The sequence below is a fragment of the Clostridium sartagoforme genome (assembly GCF_004794105.1).
Taxonomy (GTDB): Bacteria; Bacillota; Clostridia; order Clostridiales; family Clostridiaceae; genus Clostridium; species Clostridium sartagoforme_B.
This window is the reverse complement of sequence record NZ_SRYR01000001.1, coordinates 899,700-925,844: the sequence shown is the minus strand read 5'-3', so window position 1 is coordinate 925,844 and position 26,145 is coordinate 899,700. Positions and strand designations below refer to the sequence as shown.

Below are 26,145 nucleotides of genomic sequence, written 5' to 3'. Positions count from 1 at the left end.
GTTTTGCTTCGCAAAATCTAACATATGTATTTTAAGAAAAGGATTGATGTTATTGTTAAAACTTATTTATTTTATGAAAGATTATAAAAAGGAATCAATACTTGGCCCAATATTTAAATTAATTGAGGCTATATTAGAATTATTTATTCCAATAGTTATGGCCAAAATTATTGATATTGGTGTATATAATAAAGATATTAATTATGTATTTAAAATGGGTGGTGTACTTATCCTTTTAGGAGCTATCGGCCTTATATTTGCCATTATTTGCCAATACTATGCTTCTATTGCTTCCCAAGGAGCAGGGACTTCTATTAGAAGCAAATTATATAAACATATAAATGGACTATCTTATAGTGAAATAGATAAAATAGGTACTCCAACTCTTATTACAAGACTAGTAAATGATATTAATCAAATCCAAACTGGTATAGCTATGTTAATAAGGCTAGGAACAAGAAGTCCCTTTATAATTATTGGTTCAATTATTATGGCATTATTAATAGATTTAAAACTATCTATAATATTTTTAATAGCTACTCCACTTATTGCTTTAGTTATTTACTTAGTAATGAGTAAATCCCTTCCTTTATATAAGGTAATACAAGAAAAATTAGATAGTTTATCTTTAATAACAAGGGAAAATCTTGAAGGAGCTAGGGTAATTAAAGCTTTTTCAAAAGAAGAATCAGAAAAATCAAGATTTGAAAAATCAGCTATTGACTTAGCTAATACCTCTATTAATGTAGGTAAAATATCTGCTATCCTTAATCCTATTACTTATATGATTATGAATTTAGCAATAATAGCTATCTTATGGTTTGGTGGAATTAATGTAAATATAGGCTCATTAACTCAAGGTGAGGTTATTGCCTTTATTAATTATATAACTCAGATCTTATTATCATTAATAGTTTTTTCTCAGCTTATTGTAATTTTAACTAAGGGCGCAACATCTGCTAATAGAGTTTTAGAAATATTAAATATTAATACTTCTATTATGGATAATAAAGAAACTTTAACTAATAAAGTGAAAAATAATGATTCCCTAATTGAATTTAAAAATGTTTCATTTTCTTATGAAGAATCAAATGAATACTCCTTAAAAGATATTAATTTTAAAATTAATAAAAATGAAACTATAGGCATAATTGGTGGAACTGGATCTGGTAAATCAACATTAATAAACCTAATACCTAGATTTTATGATGTATCAAAAGGTGAAATATTAGTTAAAGGTATTAATGTTAAAGATTATAAGCTAAATAGCCTAAGAAAACTTATTGGTATAGTTCCTCAAAAAGCAGTTTTATTTAAAGGAAGTATTTTAGATAATTTAAAATGGGGAAATGAAAATGCAACTATTAACGAAATAGAAGATGCATTAAATATATCTCAGTCTTCTTCATTTATTAACTCCTTACCTGATAAATATAATGCTAAAGTTATGCAAGGTGGTAAAAACTTTTCTGGTGGTCAAAAACAAAGACTTACTATTGCAAGAGCTTTAGTAAGAAATCCTGAAATACTTATTTTAGACGATAGTTCTAGTGCTTTAGACTTTGCAACAGATGCAGCATTAAGAAAAAATTTAAAAGAAAATACTAAAGATATGACAGTACTTATAGTATCACAAAGGGCAAGTAGTATAATGAATTCAGATAAAATAATAGTCTTAGATAATGGTGAAATAGCTGGAATTGGAACTCATGATTATCTTCTTAAAAATTGCGAAGTTTATAGTGAAATATATTCTTCTCAATTAAATAATTAGGAGGTGACATTTTGAATACTGCAATACTTAAAAGAATTTTAAAATATACTAAGCCTTATAGTAAATATATAGTTTTATCCTTTATTACAGCAATTATAAATATAACTTTAACTTTATTAGCACCTATAATTATAGGAAGAGGTGTAGATTTTATTATAGGACCTAATAATGTTAACTTTAATAAACTTATTAATATACTAATTTTACTTTTATTGACTATAATTTTTTCTTCAATTTTTCAGCTTATTATGACTAGATGTAATAATATAGTAAGTTATAAGACTATTAAAGATTTAAGAAGAGATGTATTTAACAAATTAAATGAATTACCACTTAAATATATAGATAGTAATTCTCATGGATATATTATAAATGGAGTCATTAATGATATAGAAATTATTTCAGATGGATTATTACAAGGCTTCTCTCAGCTTTTCACTGGAATAATAACTATAGTTGGAACATTAATTTTTATGTTAACTATAAATTATAAAATAGCTTTACTAGTAGTTATAATAACTCCACTTTCATTATTTACTGCTTCCACTATAGCTAAAGCTTGTAATTCTATGTTTAGAAAGCAATCTGAGGTTCGTGGAGAACTAACTGGTTATGTAGAAGAAATGATAGGTAATCAAAAAGTTGTAAAGTCTTTTTCTTATGAAGATAGAGCTGAAGAAAATTTTGAGGAAATAAATAAGAAGCTTTATACATATGGTCAAAAAGCTCAATTTTACTCAGCAGTTACAAATCCACTTACTAGATTTGTAAATGGAATTGTATATGCAGCTGTTGGTATAGTTGGTGCAATAACTGCCATTAATGGTAACCTATCTATAGGTAATCTTTCAGCCTTTTTAAGTTATGCTAACCAATATACTAAGCCTTTTAATGAAATTTCAGGGGTTATTACTGAATTACAAGCAGCCTTTACCTCTGCTAGTAGAGTCTTTAAAATTTTAGATGAAAAACCTGAAGTTCCTGATAAGGCTAATGCTATTAATTTGGAAACTGCTGAAGGTAATGTTGATATAAATAAACTATACTTTTCTTATAATGAAAATAAACCTTTTATTGAAGATTTTAATTTAAAGGTAAACCCAGGTGAAAGAATAGCAATAGTAGGTCCTACTGGCTGCGGTAAAACAACATTAATAAATTTACTTATGAGGTTTTATAATATAGATTCAGGTGAAATTAAAATAGATAGCATTAATGTAGAAGAAATAACTAGAAAAAGTACTAGAGGACTTTATGGAATGGTACTTCAAGATACATGGTTATTTTCTGGATCAGTTAGGGACAATATAGCCTATGGAAAAGAAGATGCTACTTTAGAAGAAGTTATAGAAGCTGCAAAATCAGCCCATGCTCATAAATTTATTATGAGATTACCTAAGGGATATGATACTATTCTTTCAGAAGATAGTTCCCTATCACAAGGTCAAAAGCAATTACTATGTATTGCTAGAGTTATGCTCTCAAAGCCACCAATGCTAATTTTAGATGAGGCTACTAGTAGTATAGATACTCGTACTGAAATCTATATTCAAAGAGCTTTTAATAAATTAATGGAAGGTAGGACTTCCTTTATAGTTGCACATAGACTTTCAACTATTAAAGAAGCTGATTTAATCCTAGTAATGAAGGATGGAAAGATAATAGAAAAAGGTAATCATAAGGACTTATTAAAACAAAATGGTTTTTATTCAAATTTATATAATAGTCAATTTGCTAAGATATAAAGGTTGCATAAGGAATCCAATTGAAATTAATAATTAAAAATAAATAGTTAGAGAAATAATCTTTTTCAAATTATAAAAAATAAGCTTCTGAAAAATTCTCTTTAGATTTTTTCAGAAGCTTTAAATTTTTAATAATTTTTTAGAATATACTCTTACCTTTATTAAGACTATAATTCTAATTTAAATGTAATAAATTCTTCAATTATATCATAGGATAACTTCCAATTGTTTTCCTTAGCTATTTCACCACATAGATATAGTCCTAATCCTGAACTACTTATTTCTTTACTTATATCATTTATATTATTATGTTTAATAAATGGTTCCAATAATCTATTTTTTATATCTTCAGGTATTTTATTTATCTTATTTTTAATAATAAGACTTGTAGTTTCCTCTTCTTTAGATAATTTAACTTCAATTTCCTTTGAAGAAGTATATTTAATACTATTATCAAATAAATTAACAAAAATCAGCTCAAAGTCTTCAAGTACACCTAAGTATTCAAGTTCTTGAATTTCATTAATTATTTTTAGATTTCTCTTATTAATTCTTACTTCAAAATCTTCTTCTATTTGCATTATTAAATCTTTTAAAGAAAATTTTGTTTTCACTTTATCTCTATTTATACTCCCTCTAGAAGTTTCTAAAATGTTTTCTACTAAAGTTTTCATTTTTTCACATTCTAATACTATCCTACTACTAGCTCTATTTATAAACTCTTCATCCATTTCTTTAATATCATTATCTCTTAATATCTGCGAATAAAGAGAAATAGATGTAACTGGAGTCTTAAGCTCATGAGTGGCATTATTAAAGAATTCTCTTAAGGATTTATCTTGATTTATTAATTGATTTTTCATTAAATTATAAGTTTTAGCTAAATCTGAAATTTCATCCTCACTAGATACTTCAATATCTTCAGTATATTTTCCGAGCTTAAAATTCTTCATAGATTCATTTAATTTATTTAGAGGCATTATAGATTTTTTTATTATGGATGCTATAGTTAATATTAAAGTTATTACTACAAGTACTTGTCCTAAAAGAATAATTATTATTGTTTTTATCATTTCATAGAACTTATTTGTATAATCTTTCTGTATTATTAAATTACTAATAAAATTCTCATCTAAATATACTGGATAATTGTAGGTTATATAATAAGATTTATTTAAATTCTTAAACTTAATTAAGGATTTAATATTATTACTTTCTAATATAATACTATTAATTTCTTCACTATTAACTGCTTTCCCCACAGATTGATTAATCTTGCCTTCCTCATTAGAAAAGCTAACATATCCTTGAACAACATCATTTATAGGTGATAAACTTTTCCAAAGAGGCTCTTCTGCTACTTCCTTTTGCCTAATTATATTAATAGAAGTTATTTTTATATTCTCCATATCTTCAATAATACTATCTTTAAAGGAGTTATTAAAAAATATTGATATAAAGATAGTAAATGCTATATTAATTGATATAACAGAAACTACTGTCCCTATTAATAATTTACCTTTTAAGGTTTTATTCAAAGCCTCACCTCATTACGTATCCGACACCAAACACTGTTTCAATAACCGAATTATCCTTATCTTCATTAAGCTTTTCTCTAAGCCTTCTTATATGGACATCAACAGTTCTAGTATCACCTTCATAATCGTAACCCCATATCTTTTCTAATAAATCATCCCTAGAAAAGACTGTTCCCCTATTACTATTTAAGAAATTTAATAAGTCAAATTCTTTTCTTCTTAAAGCAACTTCATTTCCTCCTTTAATTACTCTTCTATCTCTTGGATAAATTTTAATTATTTCCTCCTTCTCCTCTATAAAATCTCTATCTAATCCCTTCTCTATTCTTCTAAATACAGCCTTTATTCTAGCTAATACTTCTTTAATTTCAAAGGGCTTAACTATATAATCATCAGCTCCAAGCTCTAGCCCTAAGATCTTATCTATAATTTCTCCTCTAGCAGTTAGTATTATAACGTAAGCCTTATTATAAATTTCTTTGCATATATCAAATCCATCCATATCAGGAAGCATTAAATCTAACAATACTAAATCTGGCTTAAATTCATTAAATCTCTCTAAAGCATTTTTACCATTATAAACACTTCTAACATCATAGGCTTCCTTTCTAAGGGCAAAGGTTATTGCATCATTTATTGAATATTCATCTTCAACTACTAGTATTTTTTTCTTTTCCATAAAATAAATTCTTACCTTTCTTGTATTTCTAATATAGAGTATTTTATATCTTCTTTTATTAAAGGTTTTTCAGGATTCTTTATGCTTTCTTCTGATATTTTAATCCTAGTTAAGAAAACTTTATTGCCTTCTTCATTAGCTTCTGAATAAAAATACTTGTATCCATCATCATTATCTAATTTATATATTAAATTAATATTACCATCTTCAGATACTTCCCCTAAATATTTCTCATCTTTATAATATATACAATAAAATTTAGTATTTTCTAAACTATCTAATATTGTTTTTTCTTTATCAAAATAAATAACTTCCTTAGTTTCAATATCATATACGGCATTAAAGTAATCCATATATTCTTTAGATTCAGTACTTTGAACTCTAATAAGCAATTTATTATTAGATAATTTACTTACTAGAAAAGTCTCTCTATTGTATGAATTTACTTTTTCAATATCTATAGTTTTATATTCTTCGAAGATTATACTGTTTTCATCAAACTTAAGCTTATACATTTTACCAATTTCATCTATAGCTATAATTGAATTCAAGTTATCATCATAGTAAAATTTTTTTATTTTTTTCTCATTATTATTCACATAATATTTTTCATTCTTTAAATCTATTATAATAAAATCTCTAGTGTCGCTAATATTACCATCATCCATAGATATATATTGATAAATATAATAATTATCATTAATTTTACTACCACCTATAGCAATACTCTTCAATTTATTTTCTATTTTATTTTGATTAATTTCAAAATCTTTAAGTTCAAATTTTGTTTTATCTATTACATCCATATAATAGTATTTCCTATCATTTAATTTATTTGAATCTATCATATATATTCCTTGCTTTCGAAAACCATTATTTTCCTTTATAAAGTCTATTTCGTTATCTGTAAATTTGTCATTTTCAACTTTTTTTATATTTCCTTCAATGTCTATATAATATGGGATTGCAAACTTATCAGAGTCTGCTTCTTTATTCGGAGACATTGTACCATATACTGTATCTACATCATAAAATAAGGGTGTAAATAAATGCTCCTTATCAGTATTTTCTATATTTCTTTCTGTAATTGTGTATTTCTCTGAAATATTATCCTTTGTGCTCTCATCTAGAACCTTTGTTTCGCTACAACCGATTAAAATTGTAGATATTAATAATCCTCCAATTAATGAAATATGTTTTTTCACTGAAAAACCTCCCTTTATACTTTTAATTATATAATAAATGGAAGTTTTTAAAAACTATTGTAAGTTGTTACATAATTATTAACTACTATTCTAATTTTGAAATAAAGTTGCTAATTAAATTTTCCAGTGGTATCATTTATAAGGAAAATCTTAAAAAATAGTTAATAAAGAGGGGGATATAACTTGACTAAAGATATGACTACGGGAAGTCCCGTTAAATTAATTATTACCTTTTCTATTCCTTTACTTATAGGAAATATCTTTCAACAATTTTATAGTATGGCTGATACCGTTATCGTTGGAAGGATTCTTGGTGTTGATGCATTAGCTGCAGTTGGTTCTACTGGTGCTATGGCTTTCTTAGTTAATGGCTTTGTTATTGGTATTACTAGTGGATTTGCAGTTTTAGTTTCTCAAAGATTTGGTGCAAATGATGAAGAAGGTGTAAAGAAGTCCTTTGCAAGCTCATTAATTTTATCTGCTATTATGACTATTATAGTTACTGCAGTTAGTATGTGGTCTGCCAGACCTTTACTAGAACTTATGAACACTCCTGATAATATTATGAGTGATGCTTTATCTTACATAATTGTAATTTATGCTGGAAATATAGCAATTATTTTTTACAATATGCTATCTAGTATTTTAAGAGCCCTTGGTGATAGTAAAACACCATTATACTTCTTAATTATTGCCTCCGTACTAAATATCATTTTAGATATTGTATTTATACTTAACTTTAATATGGGTGTAGCTGGTGCAGCTTATGCTACTATAATTTCTCAATCAGTTTCAGCAATTCTTTGTGCTTTCTATATAGTAAAGAAATTTCCTATATTAAGACTTAAGAAAAAGCACTGGAAAATCAACAAAAATTATATGTCCAAGCAATTGAGAATAGGGATACCTATGGCCCTTCAGTTTTCAATTACTGCTGCAGGTGCAATGGTCCTTCAAGGAGCTTTAAACAACTTTGGATCTAAGATTATAGCTTCTTATACAGCTGCATCTAAAGTTCAGCAATTAGTAATGCAACCTGCTATTACTTTTGGTGTTACAATGGCCACTTATTCTGGTCAAAACTTAGGAGCTGGAAGAATAGATCGTATAAAAGAAGGAGTTAAAAAATGTACTACTATTAGTATTATAGTTAGTATTGTATCAACTATTGTGGTGTTTTTATTTGGTGGAGCTTTTACAAAATTATTTATGAGTGGCAATGATTTAGAAGTTATTGCTTACTCAAAACATTATTTAAATACTGTATCTATATTTTACATACCACTTGGACTAATCTTTATTTATAGAAATACCCTTCAAGGTATTGGAGAAAGCTTTGTGCCTATGATGGCAGGAGTTGCAGAAATGGTTGCTAGAACTATTGCTGCATTTACATTGCCTTTAATTATAGGATTCACAGGAATTGCCCTAGCAGATCCAGCTGCTTGGATAGCTGCTTGTGTACCTCTTATGATAACTTATCATAAAAAAATAGATAGAATAATGTAGAATGGATAATTGATAATGAATAATTAAGGATGTAACTCCCTTAGGAGTTACTGAAAAGCTAAATGGCTTTATACAAAAACCCTCTATTTTTTAAATAGGGGGTTTTCAATAATCTATAAAACTCCGTCAGGAGTTTTATCCTTCATTTTACATTATAAATTTCAAATTATACATTATAGACTTACTTTTCTAGTATTATTCCATACATATTTACACCAAGGTTTATTTCTTCTACTTTAGTAAATCCAGCTTCTTTACTTAAACTAATTAAATCTTTACTATCTATTCTACGTGAAAGTGGTGGCCCAAAAGGTGTCTCACTATTATGAAACTCAACAATAAATGCTCTTCCATCTTCCTTAATTACTCTTTTGATTTCTTTAAGCATTTCTTTTTGATTATTTACTTCATGTAAAACGGTTACCATAATTGCTAAATCTGCTTTTTCAGATTCTAATGGTAAAGTATCTCCAACAACCTTGGTTGGAATTAAATTTGAAAGGGATAATTCTTTCTTTTTCTCTTCTAAGTATTCTAACATATCATCTGATATATCTAATGCATAAATGCTATTACTACTAATTTTTGCAGCTATATTTGAAAATAGGCCTGTCCCAGCTCCAATATCACATAATATCATTCCATCTTTAAACCCTAGCTTTTCTAATGTTTCTTTTGGGCTAAGTTCATTTATTCTATCTTCACTTTCTAATTTTGATTTCATTTTTTCAACAAATATATTCATATATAATCCTTCTTTCCTATAAATTACTCTTACTATCATTATACTTATATATTTATATTAGTCTATCTAAATATTCAAATTTATAAATACTATGGTTTCAAACAACCTATTGAATAATATTCCATTAATAATAATTATTGACTTCATCTGAGAATTATTGTAAAATTAATGTAAATTAATATTACGTGCTAGGGGTGCCTTATGGCTGAGAGATGATAATCATTAACCCTCTTTACCTGATCTGGATAATACCAGCGTAGGAAAGTCACTTGTATGTTGTTAACGATATTTATATTGGCTATAATGTACCTCCTAGCAAATTTTAGGAGGTATTTTTTTATGACTAATATTTTTAATACTATAAAAGAAGGATTTATAGAAATATTCAATAATCCTTTATCTATTGCTGCATTACTTGGATTAATGATAGTGATTTTAGCCTTAATTAGCTTTAAGAAAATAAAGCTTGACTCTAAAACTATGGCGAGAATTGGACTAGCTTTAGCCTTAGCTACTATACTTGATTTTGTTAAGATAATAGACCTACCTAATGGTATTGGTAGCATTAACTTAGGAAGTGTAGTTCCTATAATAGTTATTGCTTTATTTTATGGTGCCGAAATTGGAATGCTTACTGGATTATTATTTGGTCTAATAAACCTTATTATTAGTCCTTATATTGTTCATCCCCTTCAAGTACTATTTGATTACCCACTTCCATATATGGCTGTTGGACTTGCTGGATATTTTAAGAATAGAAAGCTAATCGGTGCTTCTGTTGGAATGTTCTTTAAATTTATTTTTCACTTTATTTCTGGATTTTTATTCTTTGGACAGTTTGCTCCAGATGGTTGGTCACCTGCCCTTTACTCATTTGTAGCTAATGCTTCTTATGTAGGAAGTAATTTAATAATAGTTATTGTATTGCTTCTAATACTACCTATTGAAACAGTATTTAAAAAGGTATTTGCTGTTTCACAATAGTCTAATATTATTACTATATTGTTAATATGAGCTGCCGAAAAGGCAGCTCAATTAGCAATAGAAAATCAATATAGAATACGACTTTAATCTAGGCAAACTATTACCTCTTACAGTTTCTAATACTTCCAATCCTGCTACTTTATGATTTCCTATTATATAAAAGCTTCCTTCTATAGGAGGTTCAATATAATTATTAATATCATAATTATCTATAGACGTAGCATTAAATATAATATAAAAATTATTTACATTTCTATTATTTATTTTAATCTTACTTATTTTGTATTTTAATACTCCTACTCTTTCATCACTATTTAGAAAGCTTATCTCTACATTATTTAATTCTTTAGTATTTGCCCTTCTAATTTCTGATATCCCTTTTCTAATAGAAATTAATCCTTTTATATAATTAAAGACTTCTTTAAATCTAATTTTATCTTGCCACTTTATCTCATTTATTTCATCTGAACTCTTGTAACTATTACTGTCTCCTTTTTTAGTCCTTAATATTTCGGCTCCTCCATGAATAAATGGAATCCCTTTAGAAAATAAAATTATTGCTAATGCAAGAATATTCCTTCTAACATTTAAATTATTAAAGATATTATTTTCTTCTATATTTCTATACTGATAATCTTCTATATTTACATTAAGGCTTTTTTCTATTTGATCCCATAATGTAAAATTATCATGTGAATCTATATAATTTATACTTTCTGTAGACTTATTAGTAAAGGTATAAATTGATCCTTTCATTCCTTCAATAATACTCCAAGCTATTTTGGGATTATGAGCACTTCCAGTTACAAACCCAATTGAAGGATAATTATTTCCTCTTATATTGTCTCTAAAATTATCATTAAATATAGAAAAGCCTTCATTTCTTTGATCTCCCCTTTTTATTCCATTACTTAGGTAAGTATATCCTCCAGCCCAAGGTTCACCATAAATTATTATATTTTCATTTAAAGAATTAGTATATCTTACAACTTTTTTTATTGTATCTATATCTATTAATCCCATTAAATCAAATCTAAATCCATCCATATTATAATTTTCAGTCCAAAATTTTATTGAATCTAAAATTAATTTCCTTACAATTGGCCTCTCTGATGCTAGCTCATTCCCACACCCTGATCCATTAGTTAATTTACCTTTATTATCACTTCTAAAATAATATCCTGGCACAATGTTATCTAAGTTTTTAGTATCATGCATATGGTTATATACTACATCCATTATAATTCTAATATTATTTTTATGGAGTGATTTAATCATATATCTAAGCTCTATAATTCTATTTGTAGGATTATATGGATTAGTTGAATAGCTTCCTTCAGGTACATTATAATTTCTTGGATCATATCCCCAATTTCTATTAGATTCATCATTTCTACTTTCTTCATCTACAGATGCAAAATCAAATATAGGCAATATATGTAGATGAGTTACTCCAAGTTCTTTTATATGATCTATACCAGTCTTTACCGAAATATTATTTTCTTTATAAAAAGTTCCCTCTTCTACTAATCCTAAATACTTACCTTTAACTTCATCTGTTACTCCTGATTCCATACTTATCGTGAAATCTCTTAAGTGCATTTCATAAATTATTATATCTTCTAAACTTTCTAATTTGGGTCTTTTATAATTATCCCATCCATATGGCTTTGTTTCACATGAATTTATATCAATTAAGTATCCCTTATCACCATTTATAGAAACAGCAGTTGCATATGGATCTACTGCATAAGTAACTTTTATAAATTCTTCACCTTTTAAGTTTAAATCTTTAAAATAAAGTCTATATAAATAATATTTTTTATAAGAATCACTTTTGCTTATATAAATAGAATAGCTACCATATTCCTCTTCTCTATTCATATTAACTATCATAAAGGCTTCCTTATCATACCAATTATGATATAAGCAAAGCTCAACTTTAAATGCTGTAGGAGCCCATATCCTTAAATTTATTACTTCTTCTAATAAACTAATACCAAGCTTTAATTCAGATATATTATATTTATTTAGAATATTCCTAAGTAAGACTTTAGCTCTGCTATAATATTTATCTGCTCTAACTTCTAATAAATCATAGGAAGATAGCTCAAAATCTAAGTTATAGAATCTAACTTCTTTATCTTTTTTATTTATTAAACAGTTTATATTCTTAATCTCTTTATTGTTTTTATATAAACTAAATTTAATATCATCTAGTGGCTCTTTAGATAAATAGGCTCTTATTTCATTGTTACTATCCATAATTGCTTTTTCTATTCTTGGATTAATATGTGGAATAACTTCACTTAAATTATCTATAAGCTTATCTTCTCCGTAAATTATATAATAGCTTTTAGCTTTATTAGGTACTATAAAGGTAGGTGTTTGTTCTACCCAATTGTTTTCTATACCATTATAAAAATTCCTTAGCCTTGCAATAACATTTTCTTCTTTAACTTCTGAATAATAACTTATGTCGCCTTTGTTTTTTAGTTCCAAGCTGTATGAAAGTTTATTTTGAGAAAAGACCCAAAAATCCCATAAATAATTATCTCCAAAATATTTATTATCACTTTTAATAAAATGTATTAATGGATTCTTTACTTCTTTATTTATTACAGGGAACTCTCTCTCCTTTCTTGCACCAGTCTTTAATTCAGCACATAAAACTTTTAAGGTCTTAATATCTTTAATCTTATTACTAACCTTTAATATATTACCTTCTAAAGATATCTCTTTTCCTTTATAATTTATATCCCAAACCACATCTACTAATTCTAAAATATCAAATTCCTTTTTTCTCACTGCAATTAACTCAATATACTGTTCTAAATATATTTCATTTGTACTTGCTCTTATTTCCAAATTACTATATTCTAATTCTTTCATATAAAAACCATCCAAAAGTTTATCATTATATTATATGTTTAAATTTTATTATTGACCCTTTTATAAAACCCTAACCTATATTGTAATATTTTATTGATTTATTGATTTTGATGTGATATCATTTAATTTATTAGGGAATGAAGTACTCCCTTGACTTTTGTCTAAACCGCTTATTAAGCTAATGACTTCTGCATTTTGCAGAATCATTAGCTTTTTTTAATACAAATTTTAGGAGGTAATTATGTTAACCAGTATTGCACTTATTATTTTAATGGGACTATCCCTAGCCTTTATTTTTGATAAATTAAAGCTTCCAAGACTAATTGGTATGATTTTAACTGGAATAATTCTAGGTCCCTATATGTTAAATGTTTTAGATCCTACAATATTAAATATTTCTTCAGAACTAAGGCAAATAGCTCTAGTAATAATTCTAACTAGAGCTGGTTTAGCCTTAGATATAAAAGATTTAAAAAAAGTTGGTCGACCAGCAATTTTAATGTGCTTTGTTCCAGCTGTTTTTGAAATCCTTGGATTTATTATCTTAGGCCCAAAATTATTAAATTTAAGCTTTTTAGATTCAGCAATTTTAGGAACAGTTATAGCTGCTGTATCTCCAGCAATTATAGTTCCGAGAATGATAAAACTTATGGATGAAGGTTATGGAACAAAAAAGTCTATTCCCCAATTAATATTAGCTGGTGCATCTGTTGATGATATTTTTGTAATTGTACTTTTTACATCATTAACTAGTCTTGCAAAATCAGAATCAAGTTTTTCTTTAAATGTATTACTTCAGATACCTATTTCTATTATTCTTGGTGTCTTAATAGGAATAGTAATTGGATTAATTTTAATTAAACTTTTTAAAGTTATTCATACAAGAGACTCTAATAAACTATTAATTATTTTAAGCATTAGCTTTTTATTTATAACTTTAGAGAATTCCTTAAAAGAATATATTCCTATATCAGGCCTTCTTGCAGTTATGAGTTTAGGAGCAACTATATATAAGTCAAATAATGATTTATCTATTAGATTATCTTCTAAATATTCTAAACTATGGGCAGGTGCAGAAATATTCTTATTTGTTTTAGTCGGTGCCACAGTTAATATTAACTATGCTTTAAGATTAGGATTAGTTTCTGTTATTATAATTATTTTCGCATTATTATTTAGAATCCTTGGAGTTTATTTATCTTTAATTAAAACCAACTTAAATAAAAAAGAAAGATTTTTTACATCTTTATCTTATTTGCCTAAGGCAACAGTTCAAGCTGCCATTGGCGCCCTACCTCTTTCTATGGGATTATCCTCGGGGGAGACAATCCTTACAGTAGCAGTAGTTTCTATACTAGTTACAGCCCCTTTAGGTGCTATCTTAATAGATAATACTTATAAAAAATTGCTTAAATAATAATTTATAAAAAAAGAAAGACAATTAATTTTGTCTTTCTTTTTTGCTTATAATACCTTTTATTATTAAATTTATTCTACTTCCTGCCTTTTTAAAGCAAAAAGCAATTGCTTCAATATATCCTTTATTAACTTTTATCTTTACTTCATTAATTATTAAAAATATACCTACAGTTAATGGTACTATGTAGTAACTAATTCTATATAAAAGTAAAGCTAGTAAAACTTCTTCTTTATTAATACCTAAGTTCGTTAGCCCTATAATAAAGGATAAGTCAAACCCGCCTAAGCCACCAGGCATCATACTTACAATCCCTATAGCCGTTGACACTACATAAATAGGAAATACCTTAGTTAAGGTAATCTCAGCACCTAGAACTCTTAAAATACTAAATAATAAAAATGCCATGGTTGTCCATTCTATTATTGAAAGAAGCATAATTTTTATTGTTTTAAAATAGTTCTTTTCTCTATTTTTCTTTAACTTAATTAAATTATAAATTAGCAAAATAGGTGTATATAATCCAGCCAATAATATTCCTATATTTACAGGATTATAAAAATTTATATTTCTACTATAAAATATTGAATATAATAAACAAAGAGTTGAGAATCCAGTAAAATTTAGTAATACTACTTTAGATACTTCTTTTACTAAAGTTGTCTTATCCTTAATATATGGTGAATATAAATAACTCTTAAGTGCAATGGCTGCTGTTCCACCAAATCCAATAATGCTTGATATAGAACTAGCTATCCAAGACGACTTATATAGTTTTTTATTATCTAATTTTATTTCACAAGTTTCCTTAATAACAAAATCATATAGAGAAAGAGGTAAATATGCAAATATACCTAGTATAGTAATATAACTTAAGGTTAATATTGTTAATTTTTCTCTATATCCATAGAATATTTTTAAGTCAAAATCATGAAATAGCTTTCTAAACTGAAGTACTAAAATTAAGCTCACTATAAAAATAAACAATATCTTTAGTATTGATTTATGTTTTTCCTCTACTTTAATTAACATTACATTCTCCCCACTAATTTATACTCCCAATAATCACTCAACTTAATAAGTATATATCAATTATAGAATAAATTCAAAAAAATATTTTTTTCTCCCTTATTAGGCTAAAGATATCATATTTTATTATACTTGTAAATATTTACTTTGTTTTTAGTAACACTTACTAACTATCTCCATATAATTATTAATATCTATTAGCTTTAATGCTAATCCATATAAATTCATCTCCTTCATTAATTATAGGTGGGCAAATTGCCCACCCTTGTTTTTTATCTATGTTTCAATAGATAATCTACATTTTGAGTACTTAATTTATTTTAAGTGAAAAATAATTTTTAGAGTAAATTACATTAATTTAAAGCATATATATTTTAATTTTTTATAAGTCGATTAAGTAATTACCTAACTAAAATATTTTACATATTGAAATATAACATATTAAAATGTCAAAACTTTATTTCAACTTATATGCTAATTTCTATTTTCTTAAATGCAACTTCCTTACTAACTCTTGAGGTTTCTATATCAATCTTAATTTTAAATATATTAGGACACCTTTCTTTTCTCCATATCTTCATAAACTTTGAAGTTGCTTCGAAACTTGAATAATACTTTTCTTCAAAAAAATCATAGAATTCAAGAAATTCTATTTTACTTTTATTATCTATGACTATACTGCCAGGTTCTATATTATTTATAATAGGAATTAAATATCTTAATGGAATTTCATAATTATACCTTCCAGAGATTCTCTTTCCATCTATTAATGCTCTTTTAATAAAAGGATATTTTTTTTCATCATCTTCTTTAATATTTAATTTAAATATTGGATTATTCTTTTTATCTTTATCTATTTTAATTTTAATCATTTGTTTCACCTTTTATAGAACTTTATTTCTTTAAGAAAAAACATTCACTTTTTCCCCTTAATATATATATTATTTATTAAGAATACTTTTATGGATGGTTTGCTTTGGATTATTTTATTATAATATTAAAAATAATTATCTTAGAATACCTAATAATTATAGCTCATGAATTAATTCATGTTATCACTGCTTTATTAATGAAACTAAAACCTACTTATATTTACATTATTCCTTTTGTAATTTACTTTGATAACTCTAAATTTAATATTAAATTTAAGCCTTTAAAAGAAGACCCAGTAACTAGTAGAACTCATTTTAAAGCTGTAACTATTTCATCAAAGCTTAATTACACTATATTACTTAAAAAATTAAGATTTTATAATTATATAGGACCATTGTTTGACTTTATTATCTTTATTATTCTTTTACCCTTTGGTTTAGTAAATATACAATATTCATATTTAGCCTTATTAGCTTTAATTCATCTAACTATTTCTTCAATTAATTTCTTTAATAGTGATGGAAAATTCGCTATTGGATCAAAAGAAGACACTAGATGTGCTTTTGATTTAGTACGAAACTTCACTATTTGTGGAAATGGAGTTGTCCCTGAGGTTAGTAAACGAATTTTAACTGATATTCATATGGAAATCTCAGAAAACATTGAAATTGAAGAATTCGATGTTAATGATCTTTGGAATTTTTTAAATAATATTAGCTTCTTTACTAATTCCTTATTAAGCTATTTAAATGGAGATATTTTTAAAATCCATAATAAATCTTTTGAATTTTTCAATAGGCTTATAATAGATTTTGATAAAATAAAGCTATATGATTATAGGCAAGAAGAAAAAACTTCAATTGCTATTCTTTATTTTTTAATTTACAAAAAAATATCTGATAATACATTCGATATAGTAAACTTTAATATTCCAAAGCTGAAATTTTTCAACCCTTATTATAAGGAATTATATAATTTATTCTTCACCAATAGTAATAATTTAGAGTTTCTAAAGAATAATAATAATTTACCATCCTATGCTTCATATTGCCATGGATACAATAAATTATTAAAAAATTTATTAACCTATTATGTTAATTGAAGATGCTATCACACAACGAATAAATGAATAATTAATAAAAAAAACTCCTTGTGGAGTTTTTAAATCTAATTTACCCTAATAATTTCTTAATAATTATATCAATGATTATTAATTTTTAATTGAGCTGTCCTTTGGACAGCCCCAATTAAAAAATAGTTATATATTAAAATTCTTATTATAGTCTACTTCTAGAATCTTTAATAAAGCCTACTACTCCATTTATATTATCCCAGGCTTCTTTTGACTTTTCATAATATCTAATTGCAACTTCCTCTTTGCTATTGCCCTTAATTTCATTTATATCTTTAGGTAATCTATTTAACTTTATTATATAATTAATAACATTTTCATTATAAGCATTTGCTATTCTTAATGCTCTTTCAGCATCTTGTAAATTATTAGATTTAAATAAAAGTAGTACTTTTGAAAATCTAATATCTATTAAATTATCAGAAGAATATTTTGAAATTAGTTCTAAGGCCTCTTCATCTCTATCTTCAATAATTAACCATGTTAAAAGAGTACCTCTTACTACTAACTCATCTTTTTCATCTATTTTTAATATTAATTTTAGTTCGCTAATTGCTTTATCTCTTTCATTGTTACTCCATAATAATTTAGCAACTTCATATTTTACCTTAATATAAGCCTTAACTATATCTAAATTTAAATCTTTGCTTTTTAATTTAGTGATATTCTCTTTACCTATTACCTCTTCAGTAAAGCTTGCAGCCTTATTTAATAATTCAATTTTATCTTCATTTTTTAATGCCTTATCATTAGATAATATTATATAAGCTTCTGCACACTTATTGCTTTTTCTTAAAGCTTCTTTTGCTATTTTAACCTTTTTATTATAGTTCTTTTCTTTTAGAGCTCTTTTAACAATTTTATTAGCTTCTTTTAGATCTTCATCTACTTCAATAACTAAATTATTTTCTTCTTTTACTTCATTAACTACTTTATCATCTATAGTTTCTATTGTTTCAACAGCTACTTCATCATCTATAGCTTCATTATTGTCCATAACTTCTTCACTAGTGCTTTTATCAATATCTTCATTAATATTGCCTATTAACCATTTGTCCTCTTCCATATCTACATGGCTTCTTACTTCCTTTGACTTTGATAACCCTGTACTGCTACTTACATTAAATAATTTATAAAAATCTTGAGCCTTTATTCTCACATTAGATTTATTACTAAATAAATTATTTTGTAATCCAATAGCATGTACAATACCACAAGCCCATGAATTTGCTTTTCCCTTATTTAAAGCATCAATTTGTGCTTTAAATAATTCTTTACATAAGTTTTCTGCAAGAAACAAATAATCTTTATTTAAATTATCTTCACACACTTCTTTTATAATACTTACTATCTCTAGATATCTTTCATTACTCGCTAGTTCAATTGTTTGTTGCATAACTCCTATAAACTCCTTTTACTATATGTCCTAGCTTATTGTTCTCCTTTAAGCCGATGTTTTATATTATATGCTATTTACATTATTTTTTCAAATACTAGTTTAATATATAAAGGCTAATAAATTGTATCAGTTTTCTAATTATGATATAATTTATAAGTGAACATATTTTTTATATTGAAATGGAGGTCTTAACTATGAAGAAAAAGGTATTAGCAACAATCCTTTCATTATCTTTACCTTTCTTATTAATGGCTTGTACTGATAGTAATAAAGAAGAAAATTTATCAAATAAGCCTACTATCGAAGAAGAGTCTAATAATAATACTACTACCAATGATGAAAAAAATAATGAGGATATAGATAATGCAGATAATAAAGATGAAGCTAAGGAAGAAGATGTAAATCTTTATTATTATGACGTTATTACGGACAAGATAGTTTACATAAATAAAACTATAACTATTGAAGGAAAGGCTGTTGGAACTGCTTTAGTTAATGCTCTTAAAGAGTCTCCTAATAGTGATATATCACCTTCTATTGCAGATGAAATAACTTTAAAATCTGCTAAGTTAGATAAAGAAAATGATACTATTAGCTTAGATTTTTCTGCTAACTTTATAAGTGCCCAAAATTTAGGTTCTGGAGCTGAATCTAAAACTTTAACAGCAATTTGCAATACTTTTGGAGATTATTATGATGTAAATAATGTAATAATAACAATTGAAGGTAATACTTATTCATCTGGACATATCTTAATGAACGATGGAGAAGCTTTTAAAGTTAATCTAGAAGATACTAGTAAGCTTTAGTAAGGAGAGTAAATGATGTACGACGAAAGTAAATGTCCAAACTGTGGTAATACCACAAAAGGAGACATAGTTTATAAATGTACTCACTGCTATGATATCTATTGTGAAGAATGCGCAGGTGCTGGTCCCTTAGACACTACTTGTCCTCACTGTGGTGATTTATCTGCAGAAAGACTATATGATATAAAGTAAATCATAGTATTAAATAAAGCTATAGGGCTTCTAAAAGCCCCTATAGCTTTATTTAATATATAAGTATCCTCTTAAGTAAAAATCCTCTGTATTACTTATATTCTATTCCTTTTCTATAAAACAAATCATCTGATATAACTGCAATTCCACTAACCCTACTGCCTTTTTTAAGCTTTTCTTCCTTAAATGGATCCTTAGGATAAGAATTACCATTATATTTTAAAACTCTTAATTCTTCTTTGCTATTATTCAATACTCGTACTATTATATCTTTATACCCATTTGACTTATTATCAGAAATTATTATTGGATTTATAATATTTTCTATCTTAGAAATAATATTATACTCATTACCTTTAGCTTGTAAAATAACTAAAGTGCAACCATTATTGCTGCAAAATCTTGGTCCTTCTAAATAAACTAATATATTATCCTTATTCTTAGACAAACTAATTTTATTATATAAATACTTAACCTTATCCTTATTAGGATTTAATGAAAATTCTTTTTCTATTGCCCTTTCAATTCTTAAATTAGATACGCATTCTGATTCTATAAAATCTAATTTTGTAAAATCATAGTTGTAATAATCCCTTTCTCTATCTATATCCCCACTAACTCTTTCTCCCATTATAGATATCTCTGTATCTTTTTCACCAAAGGTGCTACCATTAAATTTTATTAAAGTATTTATTTTTCCTATTATATCTGAATTATTTTTGCCTACTATCTTTTGTATTAATATAATATCTATAATATCTGTTAAGATATCCTTTACTAATGATATGTTTTCTATAGGAAGGACTCTTCCCTTAATTGTTTTTTTCAATTTACCCTTTTCATTATATATTTCATCTAAATACTTCTTACCTTTAAATTCTAAATTTATTTTATATAGTAAATTTCTTCTATTATCTATTAGATTAACAGTATAATCATCAATATAATTAACTTCAAATACATTAGAATTGTTAAAATAATCTACGCTAAATATTTTAACTACTTTTTCTCCATCAAAGTCAAAAATTTCAGCTGATAAATTTCCATTACCCACTGAACTTTCAGCAATAAATAATATCTCTTTATTTTCTTTTATTTTATAACTTCCAATACTAAGCTTAGGGTTATACCCTTCATTATTACTTAATGGAATTGAAGTAATCTTACCTGTACTTCCATCTGCAACTAATATCTCCATATTCTTATATAGTGTATTTTTACCTTCGCCTTCTTTATTCCCTATTAAATAAATAATTTCATCTTCCTTGGTACCTTTAACATCCTCTGCTTTGGTAATTATAATTTCCTTCATTTTATTTAAATCACCATTTAACATAAAGGCTCCTTATTAATTAATACACTATATATTATTATAACTTATACTATTTGTTAAGAATATTATAGATTATCTTTAACTAATCACTTAAAATTTTCCTTCTCCTTCACAAATAGGGCAGATAAAATCCCCATCACCCCTACATGTTACACAGTGCTTATTTGGCTCTTCAAGGGTACTGCAATCACATTTTATTCTTCCTGTACCACCACAACCTAAACACTGGCTAAATGAATATACATCGTTTTTTTCCATAACAACCTCCTCTGACTTTACTTATTAGAATTATTTACATATTATATAAATTTATTCATAAAATATAGCATCTTAATAAAGAACTTTATTAAGATTTATAAATAATTTAACTTATAAAATACTTAATAGTTTATCTTATAAAATATTAAACTATTATAATCCATATTATTTTTAGTTTTTTATAATTTAAAAGGAGCTGCCTTAAAAGACAACTCCTTTTAAACTATACATTAATTTCAGATTTTATTTCTAATGCATCTTTATTATTATCAATAACAGGTTTTACATATTCATTTATAAATTCAACTACTTGGCTTGGCGCTCTTCCTACAAATTTATTTGGATCTATTATCATTAATATTTCTTCTTTACTAAGCATAAAGCTATCATCATTAATTATTCTACTAATTAAATCATTATCTAAGCCTTCGCCCTTAACTCTTTGTGCTGCTGCCATGGAATGAATTCTAATCTTTTCATGAAGCTCTTGTCTATCTCCACCTCTTTTTACAGCTTCCATCATTATGTTTTCTGTAGCCATAAAAGGTAATTCGTTATTAACATGGGCACTTATAACTTTTTCATATACAACCATGTTTTCAGCTATATTTATATATAAGTTTAATACTCCATCTAATGCTAAGAAAGCTTCTGCAATAGAGATTCTCTTATTGGCTGAATCATCTAATGTTCTTTCAAACCATTGAGTTGCAGCTGTTATTGCTGGGTTTAATGAGTTAACAATAATATATCTAGCTAATGCACCCATTCTTTCACTTCTCATTGGATTTCTCTTATATGCCATTGCAGATGATCCAATTTGATTCTTTTCAAATGGTTCCTCAATTTCCTTCATACTTTGTAATAATCTTAAATCATTACTAAACTTATATGCACTTTGTGCAACTTCTGATAATCTATTTAAAACTATCGAGTCTATTTTTCTTGGATAAGTTTGACCTGTTACACCATAACTTTTTTCAAAGCCCATTTTTTCTGCAACTATCTTATCTAATGCTTTTACCTTATCTTCATCATTATTAAATAAAGTCATAAAACTAGCTTGTGTTCCAGTAGTACCTTTTACTCCTCTAAGTTTTAATGTAGATAGTAGGAAATCTATATTTTCTATATCTAGTATTAAATCTTGCATCCATAAGGTAGCTCTTTTACCCACTGTAGTTAATTGAGCTGGTTGGAAATGAGTAAATCCTAAGCTCGGCATATCTTTATACTTTAATGCAAAGTTTGAAAGGTGGTTTAATACAGTTACTATTTTCTTCTTTACTAATAATAAAGCATCTCTCATTATTATAATATCTGTATTATCTCCTACATAGCAGCTTGTTGCTCCTAAATGTATTATTCCTTTTGCATTTGGACATTGTAATCCATAAGCATAAACATGGCTCATAACATCATGTCTTACTTCTTTTTCCCTCTTTATAGCCTCATCATAATTAATATTATAAATATTTTCTTTAAGTTCATCTATTTGTTCTTCAGTAATATTTAATCCTAGCTCTTTTTCTCCTTCAGCTAAAGCAACCCAAAGCTTTCTCCATGTAGAAAACTTCATATCATCAGAAAATATGTAGCTCATTTCTTTTGAAGCATATCTTGAATTTAATGGTGAATTATATAAATCTCTCATCCTTAGAAAACCTCCGAATAAATCATTTAAATTTCTTATTAATATTCGTATTATAACATATTATTTTTGTTATTTCAGCATTTTTATATTATTTAGTAATATTTTTTTATTATTTTAATATAATATACTAAACTATAGATAGGGGGTAAATTATGTGTAAAATAAACTTATTAGATAAAATTTCTTTCTTTCTAGTATTGATAGGCTCTTTAAATTGGGGTCTTATTGGACTATTTGGTATTAATTTAATAACTTATGCAGTTATGGGCTCAGTAATTCTTCAAAGATTAATATATATTTTAATTTTTGTAGCAGCTATAGATTTAATTGTATTAGTTTTTAAATGTAATCCATTAAAACTCTAAGTCACTACATAACATTTATTAAAAGTAAAAAAGTGCCTTATGGGCACTTTTTAATTAATCTTCTAAATTAGCAATTAAGTTAGCTATTTCTTCTACAGCTAAAGCTTCGTCATCTCCACTAGCTAAAACTGTTATAGCAGCTCCTTTAGTTACGCCTAAAGAAAGAACTCCAATTAAACTCTTAACGTTTGCTTTTTTACCGTTAAATTCAATGCTAACATCTGATTTGAAAGATGAAGCCTTTTTAACTAATAAAGTTGCTGGTCTAGCATGTAAACCAGTTCCATTGTTTACTACAACTTCTTTAGATACCATTACACACACCTCTTTACTATAAATTTAAAATAGTTACCTATTTAACTATTACATTATATATGTAAACGCAGAAAATTTCAAGGTCTATAGCCCTCTAATTTTCCTGTTATCGAAAAAGAACTACTAATATGTAGTCCTTTTCTTTTACTATTGAAATTTACTAATAATATTTAATTTATTATCTTGGTTGAACAATCAATTTAATTGCTGTTCTTTCTTCGCCATCAATTTCTATATCTGTAAATGCTGGCACGCAAACAATATCCTTTCCACTAGGAGCAACGAAGCCTCTTGCTATAGCAATTGCCTTTACTGCTTGATTTATAGCACCTGCTCCTACTGCTTGGATCTCTACTATGTTCTTTTCTTTAATAATGGCAGCTAATGCACCTGCTACCGAATTAGGGTTTGATTTAGTTGAAACTTTTAATACTTCCACTTGTCTTTACCTCCTAGATAAAAATCGTTTACAATTATTCAAGAAATAATCTTGTCTTTATATATATTCTATCTTTTAAATAAAAATCCTTCTTTTTAGAAAACTTTTTCATTTTTATTTCTATTTTTTTAATATTTTCTTTATTAAATTAAAAATAAGGTACATTTTGCATTTGCAAAATGTACCTTATATTACTTAGCATAATCTACTGCTCTTGTTTCTCTAATTACATTAATTTTAATTTGACCTGGATATTCCAATTGTTCTTCTATATTCTTAGCTAAACTTCTAGCTAAGTCCACAGATCCAGCGTCATCTAATTGATCTGGTTTAACCATAATTCTAATCTCTCTGCCAGCCTGAATCGCATATGACTTTTCTACACCTTCATAAGAATTTGCAATTTCTTCTAACTTTTCTAACCTCTTAATATAGGCTTCTAAAGTTTCTCTTCTTGCTCCTGGTCTAGCTGCTGATATTGCATCAGCTGCTTGAACTAATACAGCTTCAAGAGTTAACATTTCAACATCACCATGATGAGCTGCTATAGCATTTGCCACAACTGGTGATTCTCCATATTTCTTAGCAAGATCTCCACCTATTACAGCATGACGACCTTCTTCTTCTTGTGTTGCTACCTTACCTATATCATGTAGTAAACCAGCCCTTTTAGCAAGGCTTACATCTAATCCTAGTTCAGCAGCCATAACACCAGCTAAATATGAAACTTCAATTGAATGCTTTAACACATTTTGTCCATAACTAGTTCTATATTTGAGTCTACCAAGAAGCTTAATAATTTCTGGATGAACACCATGAACACCAGTTTCAAGAGTTGCTTGTTCTCCTTCTTCCTTAATGTCATTTTCAACATCCTTAGTAGCTCTTTCTACCATTTCCTCGATTCTAGCTGGATGAATTCTACCATCTACAATTAACTTTTCTAATGCTATTTTAGCAATTTCTCTTCTAACAGGATCAAAACTTGATAAAATAACAGCTTCTGGAGTATCATCTATAATTAAATCTACTCCTGTTAATGTTTCAAGAGTTCTGATATTTCTACCTTCCCTACCTATGATTCTACCCTTCATTTCGTCATTTGGAAGGGCAACAACATGTACTGTTGATTCTGATACATGATCAGCTGCACATCTTTGAATAGCAGTTGTAATAATCTCTCTAGCCTTTTTATCTGCTTCTTCTTTGGCTCTAGATTCTATTTCCTTGATCATTATAGCAGTTTCATGAGTTATTTCTCTCTTAACTTCTTCTAAAAGAATCTCTCTAGCTTCATCAGTAGATAGAGATGCAACTCTTTCAAGTTCCTCTCTTCTCTTAGAATGCAGTTCTTGTACACTTGCTTCCATTTCATCGATTTCTTGTAATCTTTTACTTAAAGCTTCTTCTTTCTTTTCAAAAAGTTCTGCTTTTTTATCCAAAGATTCTTCTCTTTGAATTAATCTTCTTTCAAGCCTCTGAATTTCATTTCTTCTTTCTCTTGAATCTCTTTCTAAATCATTTCTAAGTCTATGAACCTCTTCTTTTGCTTCTAAAATTGACTCTTTCTTAGTTGCTTCTGCTTCTCTTTTAGCATTTTCTAAAAGAGTTTCTGCTTCTTTTTCTAAGCCTTCTATCTTCTTTTTAGAAGCACTTTTTATAGTTTTATTAAGTAATACTCCGCCTATGCCTAATATTACAACACTTACTACTATTGCAATAAGAATATAATCCATAACAACACCTCCTCCATTCATATAAACAATTGTTTAATGAACGTGTAGAGGAATCATACTTAATCTAACTGATATTTGAAAAATGATAAAACCAGTATTTGTTATTATTTTATATTAAAATTT

23 protein-coding genes and 2 riboswitches are annotated in these 26,145 nt (G+C 26.6%); of the genes, 9 read left to right on the top strand and 14 right to left on the bottom strand.

Annotation, left to right across the window (positions count from 1 at the left end; translation table 11 throughout):
• The first annotated feature begins 52 nt into the window (after positions 1–52).
• Entirely contained in the window at positions 53–1,774 is a 1,722-nt protein-coding gene (locus E5347_RS04145; protein ID WP_136004946.1) for an ABC transporter ATP-binding protein, read from the top strand.
• Between the two features lie 11 nt (positions 1,775–1,785).
• Complete coding sequence (locus E5347_RS04140; protein ID WP_136004944.1) at positions 1,786–3,519, top strand: ABC transporter ATP-binding protein; 1,734 nt, start codon at positions 1,786–1,788, stop codon at positions 3,517–3,519.
• 167 nt (positions 3,520–3,686) lie between these two features.
• Here E5347_RS04140 and E5347_RS04135 read toward each other — a convergent pair whose 3' ends face one another.
• The 3 genes from E5347_RS04135 to E5347_RS04125 are packed head-to-tail and all read right to left on the bottom strand — an operon-like array spanning position 3,687 to position 6,941.
• Positions 3,687–5,057: a HAMP domain-containing sensor histidine kinase gene (locus tag E5347_RS04135; RefSeq protein ID WP_136004943.1), complete on the bottom strand. Its 1,371-nt coding sequence runs from the start codon at positions 5,055–5,057 to the stop codon at positions 3,687–3,689.
• 4 nt (positions 5,058–5,061) lie between these two features.
• Positions 5,062–5,736, bottom strand: coding sequence for a response regulator transcription factor (locus tag E5347_RS04130; RefSeq protein WP_136004941.1), 675 nt, complete (start codon positions 5,734–5,736; stop codon positions 5,062–5,064).
• Positions 5,737–5,747: 11 nt separating this feature from the next.
• A complete protein-coding gene (locus E5347_RS04125; RefSeq protein WP_136004940.1) occupies positions 5,748–6,941 on the bottom strand; it encodes a hypothetical protein in 1,194 nt (397 codons plus the stop codon).
• Positions 6,942–7,124: 183 nt separating this feature from the next.
• On the opposite strand from E5347_RS04125, the gene E5347_RS04120 reads away from it, so the two are divergent.
• Positions 7,125–8,450, top strand: coding sequence for an MATE family efflux transporter (locus tag E5347_RS04120; RefSeq protein ID WP_136004939.1), 1,326 nt, complete (start codon positions 7,125–7,127; stop codon positions 8,448–8,450).
• A gap of 181 nt (positions 8,451–8,631) precedes the next feature.
• Here E5347_RS04120 and E5347_RS04115 read toward each other — a convergent pair whose 3' ends face one another.
• Positions 8,632–9,195 (bottom strand): class I SAM-dependent methyltransferase, encoded by a 564-nt coding sequence (locus tag E5347_RS04115; protein WP_168354893.1) that lies wholly within the window; start codon positions 9,193–9,195, stop codon positions 8,632–8,634.
• A gap of 180 nt (positions 9,196–9,375) precedes the next feature.
• Positions 9,376–9,475, top strand: a riboswitch (TPP riboswitch).
• 59 nt (positions 9,476–9,534) lie between these two features.
• Between E5347_RS04115 and thiT the strand changes: the two genes are divergently transcribed.
• Positions 9,535–10,179, top strand: a complete 645-nt coding sequence (gene thiT / locus E5347_RS04110) for an energy-coupled thiamine transporter ThiT (protein ID WP_136004936.1) — start codon at positions 9,535–9,537, stop codon at positions 10,177–10,179.
• Between the two features lie 51 nt (positions 10,180–10,230).
• On the opposite strand, the gene pulA is transcribed toward thiT, so the two are convergent.
• Positions 10,231–13,071 carry a type I pullulanase gene (gene pulA / locus E5347_RS04105; RefSeq protein WP_136004934.1) on the bottom strand — a complete coding sequence of 947 codons (2,841 nt, stop codon included), beginning with the start codon at positions 13,069–13,071 and terminating at the stop codon, positions 10,231–10,233.
• Positions 13,072–13,195: 124 nt separating this feature from the next.
• Positions 13,196–13,269: riboswitch (Fluoride riboswitch) on the top strand.
• Positions 13,270–13,312: 43 nt separating this feature from the next.
• Here pulA and E5347_RS04100 point away from each other — a divergent pair.
• Positions 13,313–14,488 carry a cation:proton antiporter gene (locus tag E5347_RS04100; protein WP_136004933.1) on the top strand — a complete coding sequence of 392 codons (1,176 nt, stop codon included), beginning with the start codon at positions 13,313–13,315 and terminating at the stop codon, positions 14,486–14,488.
• A gap of 24 nt (positions 14,489–14,512) precedes the next feature.
• On the opposite strand, the gene E5347_RS04095 is transcribed toward E5347_RS04100, so the two are convergent.
• On the bottom strand, positions 14,513–15,520 hold the full coding sequence (locus E5347_RS04095) for a lysylphosphatidylglycerol synthase domain-containing protein (protein WP_136004931.1): 1,008 nt from the start codon (positions 15,518–15,520) through the stop codon (positions 14,513–14,515).
• A gap of 464 nt (positions 15,521–15,984) precedes the next feature.
• Positions 15,985–16,389 carry a hypothetical protein gene (locus tag E5347_RS04090; RefSeq protein ID WP_136004930.1) on the bottom strand — a complete coding sequence of 135 codons (405 nt, stop codon included), beginning with the start codon at positions 16,387–16,389 and terminating at the stop codon, positions 15,985–15,987.
• Between the two features lie 104 nt (positions 16,390–16,493).
• On the opposite strand from E5347_RS04090, the gene E5347_RS04085 reads away from it, so the two are divergent.
• The gene (locus tag E5347_RS04085; RefSeq protein WP_136004928.1) at positions 16,494–17,492 is read left to right on the top strand and encodes a hypothetical protein; all 999 of its coding nucleotides are present in this window, start codon (positions 16,494–16,496) and stop codon (positions 17,490–17,492) included.
• A gap of 175 nt (positions 17,493–17,667) precedes the next feature.
• On the opposite strand, the gene E5347_RS04080 is transcribed toward E5347_RS04085, so the two are convergent.
• Positions 17,668–18,918 carry a DUF6398 domain-containing protein gene (locus E5347_RS04080; RefSeq protein WP_136004927.1) on the bottom strand — a complete coding sequence of 417 codons (1,251 nt, stop codon included), beginning with the start codon at positions 18,916–18,918 and terminating at the stop codon, positions 17,668–17,670.
• Positions 18,919–19,115: 197 nt separating this feature from the next.
• Between E5347_RS04080 and E5347_RS04075 the strand changes: the two genes are divergently transcribed.
• Positions 19,116–19,730, top strand: coding sequence for a GerMN domain-containing protein (locus E5347_RS04075; RefSeq protein WP_136004925.1), 615 nt, complete (start codon positions 19,116–19,118; stop codon positions 19,728–19,730).
• A gap of 12 nt (positions 19,731–19,742) precedes the next feature.
• Positions 19,743–19,922, top strand: a complete 180-nt coding sequence (locus E5347_RS04070; RefSeq protein WP_136004924.1) for a hypothetical protein — start codon at positions 19,743–19,745, stop codon at positions 19,920–19,922.
• 91 nt (positions 19,923–20,013) lie between these two features.
• Here the strand turns inward: E5347_RS04070 and E5347_RS04065 are convergent, their stop codons facing one another.
• The 3 genes from E5347_RS04065 to purB all read right to left on the bottom strand — a co-directional run bounded on the left by E5347_RS04065 (position 20,014) and on the right by purB (position 23,167).
• The gene (locus tag E5347_RS04065) at positions 20,014–21,258 is read right to left on the bottom strand and encodes a hypothetical protein (protein ID WP_136004922.1); all 1,245 of its coding nucleotides are present in this window, start codon (positions 21,256–21,258) and stop codon (positions 20,014–20,016) included.
• A gap of 87 nt (positions 21,259–21,345) precedes the next feature.
• Positions 21,346–21,513 carry a hypothetical protein gene (locus tag E5347_RS16785; protein ID WP_168354892.1) on the bottom strand — a complete coding sequence of 56 codons (168 nt, stop codon included), beginning with the start codon at positions 21,511–21,513 and terminating at the stop codon, positions 21,346–21,348.
• A 223-nt stretch (positions 21,514–21,736) separates the two neighbouring features.
• A complete protein-coding gene (gene purB / locus E5347_RS04060) occupies positions 21,737–23,167 on the bottom strand; it encodes an adenylosuccinate lyase (RefSeq protein ID WP_136004921.1) in 1,431 nt (476 codons plus the stop codon).
• A 152-nt stretch (positions 23,168–23,319) separates the two neighbouring features.
• On the opposite strand from purB, the gene E5347_RS04055 reads away from it, so the two are divergent.
• Complete coding sequence (locus E5347_RS04055) at positions 23,320–23,532, top strand: DUF378 domain-containing protein (protein WP_136004920.1); 213 nt, start codon at positions 23,320–23,322, stop codon at positions 23,530–23,532.
• Positions 23,533–23,586: 54 nt separating this feature from the next.
• Here the strand turns inward: E5347_RS04055 and E5347_RS04050 are convergent, their stop codons facing one another.
• From E5347_RS04050 to rny, 3 genes are all read right to left on the bottom strand, one after another.
• Positions 23,587–23,847 carry an HPr family phosphocarrier protein gene (locus E5347_RS04050; protein ID WP_136004919.1) on the bottom strand — a complete coding sequence of 87 codons (261 nt, stop codon included), beginning with the start codon at positions 23,845–23,847 and terminating at the stop codon, positions 23,587–23,589.
• A gap of 178 nt (positions 23,848–24,025) precedes the next feature.
• Complete coding sequence (locus E5347_RS04045) at positions 24,026–24,286, bottom strand: stage V sporulation protein S (protein ID WP_016206312.1); 261 nt, start codon at positions 24,284–24,286, stop codon at positions 24,026–24,028.
• A 191-nt stretch (positions 24,287–24,477) separates the two neighbouring features.
• A complete protein-coding gene (gene rny, locus E5347_RS04040) occupies positions 24,478–26,022 on the bottom strand; it encodes a ribonuclease Y (protein ID WP_136004917.1) in 1,545 nt (514 codons plus the stop codon).
• Positions 26,023–26,145: the final 123 nt, after the last annotated feature.

Excerpts from the sequence above, each read along its gene's own strand:
- E5347_RS04075 (WP_136004925.1), top strand. The coding sequence starts at position 19,116 with ATGAAGAAAAAGGTATTAGCAACAATCCTTTCATTATCTTTACCTTTC.
- E5347_RS04100 (WP_136004933.1), top strand. The coding sequence starts at position 13,313 with ATGTTAACCAGTATTGCACTTATTATTTTAATGGGACTATCCCTAGCC.
- E5347_RS04070 (WP_136004924.1), top strand. The coding sequence starts at position 19,743 with ATGATGTACGACGAAAGTAAATGTCCAAACTGTGGTAATACCACAAAA.
- E5347_RS04080 (WP_136004927.1), bottom strand. The coding sequence starts at position 18,918 with ATGCAACAAACAATTGAACTAGCGAGTAATGAAAGATATCTAGAGATA.
- E5347_RS04115 (WP_168354893.1), bottom strand. The coding sequence starts at position 9,195 with ATGAATATATTTGTTGAAAAAATGAAATCAAAATTAGAAAGTGAAGAT.
- E5347_RS16785 (WP_168354892.1), bottom strand. The coding sequence starts at position 21,513 with ATGGAAAAAAACGATGTATATTCATTTAGCCAGTGTTTAGGTTGTGGT.
- E5347_RS04090 (WP_136004930.1), bottom strand. The coding sequence starts at position 16,389 with ATGATTAAAATTAAAATAGATAAAGATAAAAAGAATAATCCAATATTT.
- E5347_RS04095 (WP_136004931.1), bottom strand. The coding sequence starts at position 15,520 with ATGTTAATTAAAGTAGAGGAAAAACATAAATCAATACTAAAGATATTG.
- purB (WP_136004921.1), bottom strand. The coding sequence starts at position 23,167 with ATGAGAGATTTATATAATTCACCATTAAATTCAAGATATGCTTCAAAA.
- thiT (WP_136004936.1), top strand. The coding sequence starts at position 9,535 with ATGACTAATATTTTTAATACTATAAAAGAAGGATTTATAGAAATATTC.
- E5347_RS04050 (WP_136004919.1), bottom strand. The coding sequence starts at position 23,847 with ATGGTATCTAAAGAAGTTGTAGTAAACAATGGAACTGGTTTACATGCT.
- E5347_RS04130 (WP_136004941.1), bottom strand. The coding sequence starts at position 5,736 with ATGGAAAAGAAAAAAATACTAGTAGTTGAAGATGAATATTCAATAAAT.
- rny (WP_136004917.1), bottom strand. The coding sequence starts at position 26,022 with ATGGATTATATTCTTATTGCAATAGTAGTAAGTGTTGTAATATTAGGC.
- E5347_RS04065 (WP_136004922.1), bottom strand. The coding sequence starts at position 21,258 with ATGTTAAATGGTGATTTAAATAAAATGAAGGAAATTATAATTACCAAA.
- pulA (WP_136004934.1), bottom strand. The coding sequence starts at position 13,071 with ATGAAAGAATTAGAATATAGTAATTTGGAAATAAGAGCAAGTACAAAT.
- E5347_RS04055 (WP_136004920.1), top strand. The coding sequence starts at position 23,320 with ATGTGTAAAATAAACTTATTAGATAAAATTTCTTTCTTTCTAGTATTG.